11 protein-coding genes and 5 pseudogenes are annotated in these 12,476 nt (G+C 64.9%); 3 read left to right on the forward strand and 13 right to left on the reverse strand.

Annotated elements, in window-relative coordinates:
* Positions 1–9 precede the first annotated feature (9 nt).
* The 5 genes and pseudogenes from YO9_RS16015 to YO9_RS0100160 all read right to left on the reverse strand — a co-directional run.
* On the reverse strand, positions 10–957 hold the full coding sequence (locus YO9_RS16015) for a hypothetical protein (protein WP_223285870.1): 948 nt from the start codon (positions 955–957) through the stop codon (positions 10–12).
* A complete protein-coding gene (locus tag YO9_RS0100150) occupies positions 861–1,889 on the reverse strand; it encodes a coiled-coil domain-containing protein (protein ID WP_016995654.1) in 1,029 nt (342 codons plus the stop codon). Before YO9_RS0100150 ends, YO9_RS16015 begins: the two co-directional genes overlap by 97 nt.
* A 17-nt stretch (positions 1,890–1,906) precedes the next feature.
* Entirely contained in the window at positions 1,907–2,812 is a 906-nt protein-coding gene (locus YO9_RS0100155; RefSeq protein WP_031272381.1) for an AAA family ATPase, read from the reverse strand.
* A gap of 12 nt (positions 2,813–2,824) precedes the next feature.
* Positions 2,825–3,241: an exonuclease SbcCD subunit D C-terminal domain-containing protein gene (locus YO9_RS16020; RefSeq protein ID WP_223285875.1), complete on the reverse strand. Its 417-nt coding sequence runs from the start codon at positions 3,239–3,241 to the stop codon at positions 2,825–2,827.
* Positions 3,242–3,303: 62 nt separating this feature from the next.
* Positions 3,304–4,104 (reverse strand): annotated as a pseudogene (locus YO9_RS0100160) (metallophosphoesterase family protein); the annotation flags it as partial.
* A gap of 21 nt (positions 4,105–4,125) precedes the next feature.
* Between YO9_RS0100160 and YO9_RS0100165 the strand changes: the two are divergent.
* Both YO9_RS0100165 and YO9_RS16025 read left to right on the forward strand, forming a co-directional pair.
* Positions 4,126–4,764, forward strand: a complete 639-nt coding sequence (locus YO9_RS0100165; protein ID WP_223285871.1) for a hypothetical protein — start codon at positions 4,126–4,128, stop codon at positions 4,762–4,764.
* Positions 4,761–4,988 carry a hypothetical protein gene (locus YO9_RS16025; RefSeq protein ID WP_016995655.1) on the forward strand — a complete coding sequence of 76 codons (228 nt, stop codon included), beginning with the start codon at positions 4,761–4,763 and terminating at the stop codon, positions 4,986–4,988. The genes YO9_RS0100165 and YO9_RS16025 overlap by 4 nt, the downstream gene beginning before the upstream one ends.
* Before the next feature lie 227 nt (positions 4,989–5,215).
* Here the strand turns inward: YO9_RS16025 and YO9_RS0100175 are convergent, their stop codons facing one another.
* The 8 genes and pseudogenes from YO9_RS0100175 to clpS all read right to left on the reverse strand — a co-directional run bounded on the left by YO9_RS0100175 (position 5,216) and on the right by clpS (position 11,097).
* Positions 5,216–5,797 (reverse strand): 3'-5' exonuclease, encoded by a 582-nt coding sequence (locus YO9_RS0100175; protein ID WP_016995656.1) that lies wholly within the window; start codon positions 5,795–5,797, stop codon positions 5,216–5,218.
* A gap of 58 nt (positions 5,798–5,855) precedes the next feature.
* Positions 5,856–6,740, reverse strand: a complete 885-nt coding sequence (locus YO9_RS0100180; RefSeq protein WP_223285872.1) for a phosphotransferase family protein — start codon at positions 6,738–6,740, stop codon at positions 5,856–5,858.
* Between the two features lie 3 nt (positions 6,741–6,743).
* Positions 6,744–7,427: an RdgB/HAM1 family non-canonical purine NTP pyrophosphatase gene (gene rdgB / locus YO9_RS0100185; protein ID WP_016995659.1), complete on the reverse strand. Its 684-nt coding sequence runs from the start codon at positions 7,425–7,427 to the stop codon at positions 6,744–6,746.
* A complete protein-coding gene (gene rph / locus YO9_RS0100190) occupies positions 7,417–8,250 on the reverse strand; it encodes a ribonuclease PH (RefSeq protein WP_016995660.1) in 834 nt (277 codons plus the stop codon). Before rph ends, rdgB begins: the two co-directional genes overlap by 11 nt.
* A gap of 9 nt (positions 8,251–8,259) precedes the next feature.
* Positions 8,260–9,098 (reverse strand): annotated as a pseudogene (locus YO9_RS0100195) (MBL fold metallo-hydrolase).
* A gap of 28 nt (positions 9,099–9,126) precedes the next feature.
* Positions 9,127–10,020 carry a glutamate racemase gene (gene murI, locus YO9_RS0100200; RefSeq protein WP_016995661.1) on the reverse strand — a complete coding sequence of 298 codons (894 nt, stop codon included), beginning with the start codon at positions 10,018–10,020 and terminating at the stop codon, positions 9,127–9,129.
* Between the two features lie 225 nt (positions 10,021–10,245).
* Positions 10,246–10,796 (reverse strand): annotated as a pseudogene (locus tag YO9_RS0100205) (DUF2017 domain-containing protein).
* A pseudogene (gene clpS, locus YO9_RS0100210) lies at positions 10,796–11,097 on the reverse strand (ATP-dependent Clp protease adapter ClpS). Before clpS ends, YO9_RS0100205 begins: the two co-directional pseudogenes overlap by 1 nt.
* 158 nt (positions 11,098–11,255) lie before the next feature.
* Here clpS and YO9_RS0100215 point away from each other — a divergent pair.
* Positions 11,256–12,476 (forward strand): annotated as a pseudogene (locus YO9_RS0100215) (nicotinate phosphoribosyltransferase); the annotation flags it as partial.

The raw sequence follows: 12,476 nt of genomic DNA on the forward strand, positions 1-12,476 counted from the left end.
CGGTGTGGATCAGGCTGAAGCGCCCGATGACATCCGCTGCAAGTGTTCCGAGGCCACCGCCGCCACGTGTTCCAGTTTCGCCGCGAGGACGAATGACGTGAGGGTCATCCGCAGGCTGTTGTCCGTGGAGAGTCCGTTGGCCACGGCGGAGAGGCTGCTGAGTCGATGCGCGCTATCCCGAGCACGCTCGAGTGTCGCCCCACGCTCTCCACCGGTTCGCGACAACTCCCGCGCCGAGCGTTCCAGCGTGGCGATGGTTCCCGACGCCGCGGTGATGAGATCCCGCTGAGCCGCCAGGTCTTCACCCGTCCGTTTCGCCTGAGCGACGGTTTCCGGGGTGGTTCCGGCCCGTTCCTCCGGGGTCAGCTGAGCCGTGGCCGTCATGACGTCCGTGGCGAGTTCGGCCGTGACCTTCCCGTAGCGGTCCCGATGCTCGACCAGCCACGTCTCGAACTGTTGTGCCCGGGCAGGTTCCAGCACTGCTCCGCGGACCTCGTCGTTCGTTGCGAAGGGCGAGTCCGCGAGTTCGGTATCCAAGGTGTTCCGCGAGTACTCGAGTTCCTGCTCCGCGCGGTCGACGCGCCGTTGCGCGCTGTCCACGGTGGAAACGGCAGTCACCAGATCTTGCGCGGCACCGATCCGTTGCTGGACCGATTCGAAACCGAAGAGTTCCCGATCCAGTCGTGTGCGAGCCTCGTCGAGTTGCGTGCTTGCCGAGGCCCGGCGTGTCTCGTCCCGTTCGACGGTGAGTTCGATGTCGCGCAGTTTGTCACGGGAGTCGTTGATCTTTCGATCAAGATCCGCGAGTCCGCGCTCGGTGTTTGTGAGCTGCTCGAGCTGCCGGTCCAGCTCCCGACGTGCTACATCACACTCCCTGGCGGCGTCCCTAGCCGCTCGATGTCTTCGAGCGCACCTGCCCCGAGGGCTTGGGAGGCCTTCTGCTGTGCCGCTTGCCACGCGGTATGTGCCTGGTCCGCTTGGGCCTGCGCCCGGTCACGGGTCGCACGCGCATCATTGAGCGTGTCTTCCGTGACCTCTTGGCCGTGTTCCTGATCGGCGGGCTCGGGGTGGACCGTGGATCCGCACACGGGGCACGGTTCGTCCTCGTGCAGAGTGGACGCAAGGGTGGCAGCCGCAGCGGAAAAGCGCTGAGTCTCAAGGTCCTCCACGTGCTGGGCGGCCGCTCGACGGTTGTCTTCTGCGGCTCGGTATCGCTCGCCTTCCCGGTCACATTGACGCGCCAGACCCTGGAATTCCTCCGAGGCCTTCAGCGTTTGTTGAGCGCGGTCATGTCGGTCCCTGATCATCCCCGCGTCACGCGTGGCAGTTTGCAGTTCCGCCACGACCTGTTCGATCGCGGCACGCTTGTCGACGGCGCCGTTCAGTTCCCGAGTCACCATCTGTTGCCGTGAGCTTTGTTGCTCGATCGCCCGCTCGATCTCGGCCAGTGCTCGTTGCGCCGCCCCGACCGAGGCATCGACTTCTCTGGCCTGCTCCGCAGCCTGACGTACGCTCACGGCAGCATCACGCACGGCAGACAGTTCCTGGCTCCCGTCGAGCCACTCATCCAATACCGCGACCGAGGCTCCGAGGGCACTGCGGAATCGTTCGAGATCGGGCGAGGATTCGGAAAATACTTCTCGCGCGGACGTGAGTGACCCCTTGGCTTCTTCCGATGCTGAGAGGGCGCTCTCGACCGTGGACACGAATCCAGCGATTTTCTGAGCCGCTCGATGCCGCGACAACGCGGTTTCTCGGTCGGCCACGGTGTCCCGCTGCGCCTCGAGCTGCGCCAAAGCTTCCATCAGACGGTCGTGGCGTTCCATGTTCTGCAGCCGCTGTGCCAATTCCCGGGCACGGTCCGCCGCCCGGAGCTGCCGCTGCGACACGGCCTCGCGGGATGAGTTCAGTTCTGCCGCCGCGTGGTGATGCGTTCACACAGCTGCGCCACGGTGACCGGTTCTTGCGACTCCCCCTCACCTTCCGGCTCGGGTGCGCGGGTTCCAACGCTGCTCTCGGCGCTCTGGCTCGATCCGTCTCCGGTATCCCGCGCGAGTATCTCCCCCGCTTCGGCAGATGCGTGGGGAGGAAGCGTCACGGTACCGACCGGCAATTCCCCGAGAACTTCCACGAATTGGTCGTTCAGCTGAGTGACGCGTTCCACGTCCCGCTGTTGTTCGAGCTGAAGGGCCTCGAGCTCGGACTGGCTGATCGCCGCAAGGTTTTTGAGTTCCTGTTGGATCCGGGGATAAATGTCCGTCCCGAACAGGGTCTCCAGGAGCTTTTCGCGTTCCTTGGAACCCGCCCGCAAGAACTGCGCGAACCGACCCTGCGGAAGCATCATGACCTGGGTGAATTGTTCGCGGTTCAAACCGATCACATGCTCGATGGTCTGGCCCACCTCATCCGGTCGGTGGCTGCGTTCCTGCCATTGCCCGTCCACCCATTCGCGCAGCAACACCTTGGCGTGCTGTTCGGACCAGCCGGAGGCCGCCCGTTTGGACGGTTTGTTCCACGCGGGCGAACGGCTGATATGCCAGCGCCGACCACCCGATGTGAATTCCAGTTCGACGAGCGGCGCGGTGTCCGGATCTGCGTGGTCACTGTGACCCGGTTTTCTGCCGCCCATGGCCACGGTCGTGGGTGCGGACGAGTAGAGCGCGAAGCAAATGGCGTCCAGAACACTCGTCTTGCCCGCACCCGTTTCTCCGTTGAGCAGGAACACCCCGGCCTCATTGAGCCGGTCGAAGTCCACGACTTCGTGACCGGCGAAGGGACCGAACGCAGTGATCTCCAAACGATGCAGTTTCATGGTTCCTCCCGCCTAGTCCGCTCGGGCATCCGACTGTGCCGCGCCCACCGCTGTTTCGATATCCGCTCTCTCTTGTTCCGTCACGGACCGCTGTCGAACGTGGTCGAAGAACGAAGCACACAATGACTCAGGGCTCTCGGCCGTTCGGACACGTGCGCTGTAGCTGAGCTGCTGTTGTGAACGGCCCCCGTCCGGTTCCCAGCGCAGTTCCACGGTCTGGGGAAACCTGGTGCGAATCCGGTCCATGGCCGCGGCGGGGCGCTCGGGGTCCGTGAGCACCACCTGGCACCACGCGGATTCTGCCGCAGAGTATTCAGGTTCTCGGAGCAGATCCTCCAGATGGCCGCGCAATTGGGCCAGGTGCAGACCCGTCCGGTGATCGAGGTCCGGACCTCCGGACCGCCTTCTTCCGTGAATTCCACGAGCCACGCACCCTTGGTCTGACCGGTTTCGGAGAAGGAGTAGGCCACGGGAGACCCGCTGTACCGCACGCCGTCGCGAAGGGTCTGGCGCCGATGAATGTGGCCCAGCGCCGCGTACTCGTGGGATTCGAAGACGTCCGCGCTCACTGTGCCCAGGCCTCCGGAGTCAATGACGCGCTCGGATTCCGTGGCTGCCGCACCCGTGACGAACGCGTGCGCCATGACCATGCCTCGCGTACCCTCGCGCCGAGCGAGATCCTCCGCGGTGGTCCGTGCCACGGTGCCGAGCACCGATTGGTGAGTTGCCGAGCATTCGAGGTGTGGGGCGACCGAACGGGGTTCCAGATACGGGATGCCGTACACGGCGACCGCCTCATCCGCGCCCGAACGACCCGCTGCGCCGTGCTCTCCAGCATGCTCGGTGCCGCCCGAGAGCGCCGTGTCCGTGGCCCGCACCCCGGACTCGGATCGGCTGAAGATCACGGGTCGGTCCGCCTGGTCCAGACGGGTCCGCAAGAACACACCGCCGTGCGCCATGATTTCCGCACCGAACCCCAGTCTCGCCGCGGAATCATGATTCCCACTGGTCATCACGACGTAGGCGCCCGCGCGGCGGATCTTGGCCAACGTGGAATTCAGCAGTTCAACCACTTCCGTGCGGGGCTGGGCGCGGTCGTACACGTCACCGGATACCAGGACCGCATCCACGCGATGCTCGGCCACCCACTCGACGATCTCATCCATGGCCCTGGCCTGGATGTCCAGAACATCCACGCCGTGGAAGGTACGGCCCAGGTGCCAGTCGGACGTGTGTAGAAACCTCATGCTCGTCAATCTATCCGCCCGCCCCGACACGCATAGGCGGCACATGTCTCGCTTAGACTCGGTGGCATGCCCGACTCCACTTCCCCACAGCTGCTCTCCCCCGACCAAGGCATCCCCGCGATTCAGGACACCTACCGCGACTCGGTGACCGCGGTGTTCCGAAGCCTGGCCATCGCAAGCCGCCACCGGTCCGGCAATCCCGGGGAGCAGGTTCAGTTGGCCGCACGAACCGCAGACGCACTCAACGAAGTGGCCGAATGGGCCAATGACGGGCTCTCCGCGGATCCCACAGCCTGTGCGTGGCTTTCTTACCTCCGGTGGGCCCGTGCTTCCGGCGCTCAACCTCCTGCGAGTTCGCCAGTTCCTCCGCCCCGTGACTTCGAGGGCGATTTCCCACTACTCGCGAGCCCCGGCACTCCCCACGGTGACAGTTTCACCGCCCTGGCCACCGGTGAGTTCGGTGAAGTGGCCCACCCCATCGACCCGGCAACCAACAGCGCAGAGGTTCTCACGCGCAGCATCCCCTACGGCTTGGTCCCCAACCTCGGTTGGAAGGCACTCGTACCGCTCGTGGTCGATGCCGCGGCCATCACGCACGGCGATCCCGAGGCACAAACGCCGCGGCCGCCACCGCACTCGCCATCCACGCCAGCGTCAGAGCCCGTGAGTCGAACACGGACCTCCCCGAGGTTCTCGCGGCAGTGATCGAGGTCTGCGCCGGCATGACCCGGCCCGCGCCCAAGACCAATGCGCTGCTCCGGATGGCCTCTCAGGTCACCGATCGCGAGGCTCTCGAATCCGCCGACGGCGCCTTCTCCCGAGCCGTGGCGGACGGCACCGGTGCGTCGTCGGCGTTGGCGCTGGGTCTCGCCGCCGCGACCATCGCGCAGCCCGACGGCGCCATTCGGAAGACCCGCACGCCACGCTGATCCGCGCACTCGAGGTGTCGATGCACACCCTGCAGCCTCAGTGGCCGCACGATCCGTAGCGGCAGGGGTGGTTGCGGCCCGCTGGGGAACCACGAGCGTCCCAGTTGACGACGGTCCCGTGGCCTCGGAACTCGACGGACTCGCACGCCAATGGTGCGAGCGCTGGTGCCCGTGACGGGCCGCCCCACGGCCGCGAACGACGGTCGGGTGACCGCCCGCGCGTTGTCCTAGAGCTCGGCGCTGAGGATCTTGTTGCCGTAGTGGGCGGTCAATTCCTCCATGGAATCGGCTGCGCTGCGACGCGCCAGATCCATCACGATGCCCGCGCAGGCCTGCGCGTCGGCCAGGGCGTTGTGGTGATTCTCCAGGGTGACGCCCACCGCGTGTGAGACAGCGGGCAATGAATAGGACCGCAGCTGGTAGGCCGCCCGGGACAAGCGCAGGGTGCACGCGTAACGCCATGGTCGAGCCGGTTGCCCGACCGCGCGATTCGCAGCCCTGATCACGCCGGTGTCGAAGACCGCGTTATGTGCCACCAGGATTCCGTCCGGGTCGTCCGCGTCGAGCCGATCGACGAGCCACTGCCAGTACTGCGCGTACGACGGCGCGCCTGCCACGTCCGCGGGTCGAATTCCGTGGACCCTGATGTTCCCCGGCTCGAAATGGTCGTGGCCCGGCGGCGGCCGCAACAGTGAATACTGGGTGTCGGCCACCCGACCGTCCTGCACACGGACCACGCCCACGGCGCAGGCGGAGGCGAAGCTACGGTTGGCGGTTTCGAAGTCTATGGCTGTGAAACTGACGGGCACGGTGTCAGGCTACTGCCGGGCTCCGACACGTTCTGCGCCGCGCTCGTGGCCCAGCGGATCACGGCCGGCGCGACGGAGAAAACTCAGGCGTGGACCGACGCGTGGGCCTCGTACCAGTCGTCGGCCTTCTCCACGGACTGGTTGATCTGTGCGATGTCCAGTTCGTGGTGGATGGCGTACGCGACGGCCTGCAACGGGAATATGCGGGAGTGCAACTGAGCCCGCTCGAAGTCCTCCGGCGTGGTGGCGTGGCGGACGCTGTCCCACCCGAACCACAGCCCGAGTGATGCGGTGTCGTAGGCGGGATCGGCCACGCACGCGTGTCCCAATCGATGATCCCCACCAGTCGATCGTCTTCCCACAGCATGTTGTTGCCCATGAGATCGCCGTGCACCAGTTTCGGTTCCACCGTCTCCAGCTCCACCAGGTCCTGGATCGCCTCGAGTGCTCGCGGACGATTCCGCGGAATCAGTCGCGGGATCACCTGATCGAGCAGTACATGGCGGCGGCGGTGCCCGCCCCAGTGCTGTCCGGGTCGGTCGAGCCAGGGCGCGGCCTCGGACACGTCGGCCGAGCGCAACTGGTCCAGCACACTGGCCAGAATGCTCGAGGGCACCGGGCCAGGATCCCGCGTGGTACCGGGCAGCCAGGTCATCCCCACCGCCGTGTACCGCCCCACGTTGAGCACCGGGGTCACAGGCCGAGGCACCGCGAAATCGAAGTCTGGCAGCAACGACAACGCACGCACGCGGCGTCGTACGTTTTCCCCCGAGGTGGGGTTCTTGGCGATACGCACGCTCATCACGTGCCCGGCATTCACCACGATGTGCGCGGAACCACCCGCGTGAACCTCCCATTCGGAACGGTCCACGCTGACTCCCGCTTCCGCCAACACCGTGTCAACGGCGTCCGCGAAGGGAAGATGTCCGCATGCGAATCTCATGACTCAGTCCCCCGAGCCCGGCCGGGGTGGATCATCCCCGGTCGGATCGTCCTGTTCTCCCAGTGCCGCCACGAGGTGCGGCAGCACAGCATTCATGGCCCGCGCCCGATGGCTGACCCGGTTCTTCTCGTCCGGGCTCAGCTGGGCGCAGCTCAAACCGTCATAACCGTCCGGGGCGAAGATTGGGTCGTACCCGAATCCGTGCTCGCCCACCGGTTCCCGCAGGATCGTCCCGGGGAACTCGCCCAACACCACATGTTCCTCCCCGCCGGGGGTCACCACGGCGGCGGCGCAAACGAACTGTGCGCTTCGGTGGGCATCGGGGACATCTCCCAGTTGTGCCAGGAGCAAGTTCAGATTGGCGGTGTCGTCACCGTGCCGGCCGGACCACCGGGCGGAGAAGATTCCCGGGGCGCCGCCCATGACGTCCACGGCAAGCCCGGAATCATCCGCGAGCGCAATCAACCCGGATTCACGGGCGGCCGCGCGGGCCTTGAGCAGCGCGTTCTCGGCGAAGCTCACGCCGTCCTCGAAGACGTCGCTCAGGCCGGCGGTGCGCGCATCGACCACGGCCATAGCGGCGTCGACCTGCGGCACGGCCGCGGCGACCATGGCTTGGAGCTCGCGAACCTTGCCCTGGTTCTTGGAGGCCAGGACTATCCTGGCCGGTTCCGGGTCAGTGTCCACGGCCCGCCTCCAGCGTTTCCTGCTGAATGGTGGCCAACTGGGCGCAACCGGAGACCGCAAGGTCCAGCAGAACGTCCAGCTCGCGGCGGTTGAAGGGCGCACCCTCCGCAGTTCCCTGCACCTCGACGAAGTCTCCGGAACCGGTGACCACAACGTTCATGTCGGTCTCTGCGCGGACGTCCTCCACGTAGGGCAGATCGAGCATGGGGACACCGTCGATGATGCCCACGGACACCGCAGCCACGGTGTCCACCAGGGGCTTGACGTTGGGCTTGATCACCCCGTTGGCGTGGGCCCAGGAAATCGCTTCGGCCAGAGCCACGTACGCTCCGGTGATCGCTGCGGTCCGGGTTCCGCCGTCTGCTTGGAGCACGTCGCAGTCCAGGACCACGGTGTTCTCACCGAGGGCCTTGAGGTCGATGATCGAACGCAGCGCGCGGCCGATCAGTCGGGAGATCTCATGGGTGCGGCCACCGATTTTGCCTTTGACGGACTCGCGGGCGGAACGGGTGGAGGTGGCGCGCGGCAACATGGCGTACTCGGCCGTGACCCAGCCGCGGCCTTCGCCCTTGAGCCAGCGCGGAACGCCTTCGGTCAGGGAGGCGGTGCACAGCACACGGGTGCCACCGAATTCGATGAGGGCCGAGCCCTCGGCCTGATCCGACCAACCGCGGGTAATGGTGATGGGACGCAACTCGTCCACGGCGCGGCCATCGGAACGCACAACGTTTGCTGCGGCGGAATCAGCCGAGGCCGCTTCAGGGGTGGATCGCTCTCCGACCAGTGTGGAATTTTCTTGTGACGGATCGGTAGGCGAAGTCATGTCGCCAGCCTAGTCCGCCGTTGAGGGCCTTGCCAACGCACCCGAAATGGTGACATTCGCCGGAACCACCTTGTAGGTGTACCCCGGTTCCGCGATGCCGACCGGTCCACTGAAGGCTGAGATCCCTTCGCGGCGGGCCTTGGTGGGCGAATTCCACACCGGCAAGTGGGTCAGCAACAACTGATGGACGTTGGCCTGGGCTGCCGCCTGACCTGCTCGATAACCGGTCAGGTGGATGCCGCGGAGGTGATCCTCACGGCCTTCCTCATAGGCGGCCTCGCACAGGAACAGGTCCGCGTCACGCGCCGCTTCCACCAGAGCGTCACACGCATCGGTGTCGCCGGAATAGGTCAACACGGACGAGCCCATGGGTCCGTCGAATTCCACGCGCAGCGCGTAGGGCTCGGGGCACGGGTGTTCCACTTCGAACGGCGTGACGGTGAACGGCCCTACGGTGACCGACTGGCGTTCCTGCCACACGTTGAACACGAACTCCGTCTCCATGCTGTGGCCCTCCGGCATGGCGTGGGAGCGATTGAGATAAGAGTGCAACCCGGACGGCCCGTAAAGCGGAATCCGCCCGGCGTTCCAACCCCGCGGATCCCATTTGACCGCCACGTGCAGACCGGCCAGGTCCACGCAATGATCGGGGTGCAGGTGCGAAATCATCACGCGTCGATGTCTTCCAGGTTGAGCTGTCGCTGCAGCACACCCAGGGAGCCATTGCCCATGTCCAGGATCACGCGCCACGTTCGGCCCTCGTGATCTTCACCGGTCAGCAAGTAGCACGACGCGGGAGAGTTGGGCCCCGGGAAGCTACCGGTGTTCCCAATAACGGTCAACATCATGACTGCGGGTGCCTTTCGTGGTACCGACTCAACGCTGAGCCGGGTGGATCATGGCCAGAGAACCCGTGGGGTACTGCTCGGCCACCGAGGACGTGTGACGGACGCGCAGAACTTCGGGACCGAGGAATCTGCGGGCAAGGACTTCAAAGCTTTCGGGGTCACCCGTGGCCAGGAACTCGTGGTGCGGGGTGAGATGGACGTCGCGTTCCAGGTTGTTGTCCATGAGCGCGCGGTAGACGTCGCGGGCTGTCTCCTCCGCGGAAGAGACCAGATTGACGCTGTCTCCCATGACGTAGGAAATCACCGCGGTCAGCAGCGGATAGTGCGTGCACCCCAGAACCAGGGTGTCTACGCCGGCCTCCTTGAGCGGTTCCAGGTATCCCTGGGCGGCGCGCAAGAGTTCGGGACCGGTGGTCACTCCGCGCTCCACGTACTCGACGAATTCCGGACACGCTACTGAGGTGACGTCCAAGTGCGGTGCGGCGGCGAACGTGTCGTCATAGGCACGCGAACCCACGGTGGCTTCCGTGCCGATGACACCGATCTTTCCGTTGCGTGTGGTGGCCACCGCGCGGCGAACGGCCGGTTGGATGACCTCGACCACGGGAATGTTGTAAGCCCGGGTATACCGCTCACGAGCATCACGCAGCACCGCGGCAGAGGCAGTGTTGCAGGCAATCACCAACAGCTTGACCCCGGAATCGACCAGGTCATCCATGATGTCCATGGCCAGGGACCGAACCCGAGCAATGGGCAGCGGGCCGTACGGACCGTGAGCGGTGTCACCCACGTACAAGATTTCCTCGTGCGGCAACTGGTCGATGATCGAACGAGCAACGGTCAATCCACCCACGCCGGAATCGAACACGCCAATGGGCGAGTTCGGATTGGGGCCTGAAGTGTTCACGTGCTCATCCTGCATATCGAAAGACAGTAATGGTCCGCGCTGATTTTCCCTATCCGAGCATCCGAGGCGCGGACACACTACAAGTAACAGTTATCAGCGAGAGGATCGCCACTACCGCGAAAAACTGGGAAATTCAGCACAAAGTGCGCATCCAAAGTACCGGACTCTTCGATGGCGGGGGTCGAAGAGTGCAACACATGCGAGACATCTCACAGTCTCACTGTTCTGCTCCGGTTGCGGTCAGAGCGTCTTGAGCAACGCGTTCATGAGTGATTCCTGCAGCCACGACACAAAGTTGTAGACCACCGCCATGTAGTCGTGGATGTCCTCCACTTCCCCGAAATCGACCTTTTCACCGATCCGCTCGGCGTCCTCGGGTGTGGCGATGTCCAAGCGCGAGGCCAGTACCAGTCGAATGTCGTTGAGCGAGCGCGCGAAATCCTGGGCCTGCTCCACGGTCAGGGTCACGGGGTCGGATTCCAGCGCCAACGACGACGCCTTGAGCGCCCCAATCTTCGCTTCGCGCAGTGACCTGTCCGTGAGCCTGCGGAATTCCTCTGCCCGCTCGGGGTCCGACGACGCCGCCGGGAGCAGCCTTTTCAGCGCGGGGTCCGTGGGCTCGCTGACGTCCTGGTCAATCCCGACCATGGCGGCCAAGGGGTCTTCATCGGGGCGAGCTCGGGTTGAAGAGTTTCGGCAACATCCGAGAACAACTTCTGGAGCAGCTGTACTTCGGGGGCTTCGAAACGGCCCACGATGCCCTTGCGGGTTTTCTTGAATCCGTGTGCCATCAGTTGTGATCCGCCCGTTCGTACGTGGCCCACAGGCCGTATCCGTGCAGCGCACTCACGTGGGTCTCTGCTTCTTCGAGTGTTCCGGACGCCACGATCGACCGGCCATTGTGGTGGACCTCAAGCATGAGCTTGCGTGCTTGGCATCCGAGTAACCGAAGTAGGAACGGAATACGTAGACCACGTAGCTCATGAGGTTCACGGGGTCGTCCCACACCACCACGTTCCACGGGACGCTGAGGATGGTGCGAGATTCAGGGTTTTCGGTCAGAACCGGCGTTTCTGCGGGAGCCGCGCTCATGAGTACGGGCGCGTATCGGGCACGCGCAGATGAGGGAGTGAAAATCATGGTGCGCCCATCGTATCGGTCGGACGCGGATGTGCGCAGAGAGCCAATCCCATTAGGCTGGGGGCGTGAATGAGCGCAGCTATCCATGGGAACCCAGTCCGACCTCCCTCATGACGGACCACTACGAGCTCACCATGCTCCAGGCCGCGATGCGGGCGGGTACGGCCTCGCGACGCAGCGTGTTCGAGGTGTTCGCCCGTCGGCTGCCCAACGGCCGCCGCTACGGTGTCTTCGCCGGGGTGGGACGCGTACTCGAGGGTCTCCAGAAGTTCCGCTTCTCCGAAGAGCAGTTGCGCTTCCTGCGGGACACGAACGTGGTGGATCAGAAGACCATTGAATACCTCGAGAACTTCCGCTTCACCGGACAGATCCGCGGCTACGCCGAGGGCGAGGTCTACTTCCCGTACTCGCCCCTGCTCACCGTGGAGTCCTCCTTCGCCGAGGCCTGTGTTCTCGAGACCTACATCCTGTCCGTGCTCAACTATGATTCCGCCGTTGCTTCCGCTGCATCGCGCATGGTCGGTGCCGCCGGTGATCGTCCATGTATTGAAATGGGATCCCGCCGAGCACACGAAGAGGCCGCCGTGGCGGCGCTCGCGCCGCCGTAATTGCGGGCTTCGCCTCCACATCGAATTTGGAGGCCGGCTATCGGTACGGTGTGAAGACGGTGGGCACCGCGGCTCACTCCTTCACGCTGTTGCACGACTCGGAGGAGCAAGCCTTCCGGGCACAGATCGATGCGCTGGGTGTCGACACCACTCTCTTGGTGGACACCTACGACGTGGAGAACGCCGTGAAGCTTGCGGTGGACATTGCCGGTCCCGACTTGGGCGGTGTCCGTCTGGACTCCGGTGACCTCGTCACCCAGGCCGCCATGGTCCGCTCGCTTCTGGACAAGCTCGGCAACGCCAATACCCGCATCACGGTCACCAGCGACCTGGATGAATATGCCATTGCCGCGTTACGAGCAGCTCCCGTGGATTCCTATGGTGTCGGTACTCGCCTGGTCACCGGCTCCGGTGCGCCCACGTCCTCAATGGTCTATAAGCTCGTCGCTCGCGAGGGCGCCTCCGGCACCATGGAGCCCGTGGCCAAGGCCTCGTCCGGCAAGGCCTCGGTGGGCGGCGAAAAGTTCGCGCTGCGCCGTCGTAATGATCAAGGCGTGGCCACCCAAGAAATCGTGGGCATCTCCCACGAACCCACCGACGACGGCGACGACCGCGAGCTGCTTGTCGATTACGTGACCGGCGGCGAACTGCGCGAAGCTTCGTGGGCGCCCAGGCCGTGGAACGCGCCCGCGAGCGCCATGCCCAGTCCGTGGCCGAACTGCC

Source organism: Kocuria atrinae C3-8, from assembly GCF_000286355.1.
GTDB lineage: Bacteria > Actinomycetota > Actinomycetes > Actinomycetales > Micrococcaceae > Kocuria > Kocuria atrinae_A.

Excerpts from the sequence above, each read along its gene's own strand:
- YO9_RS0100155 (WP_031272381.1), bottom strand. The coding sequence starts at position 2,812 with ATGAAACTGCATCGTTTGGAGATCACTGCGTTCGGTCCCTTCGCCGGT.
- YO9_RS0100165 (WP_223285871.1), top strand. The coding sequence starts at position 4,126 with ATGCCCGACTCCACTTCCCCACAGCTGCTCTCCCCCGACCAAGGCATC.
- rph (WP_016995660.1), bottom strand. The coding sequence starts at position 8,250 with ATGACTTCGCCTACCGATCCGTCACAAGAAAATTCCACACTGGTCGGA.
- murI (WP_016995661.1), bottom strand. The coding sequence starts at position 10,020 with ATGCAGGATGAGCACGTGAACACTTCAGGCCCCAATCCGAACTCGCCC.
- YO9_RS0100180 (WP_223285872.1), bottom strand. The coding sequence starts at position 6,740 with ATGAGATTCGCATGCGGACATCTTCCCTTCGCGGACGCCGTTGACACG.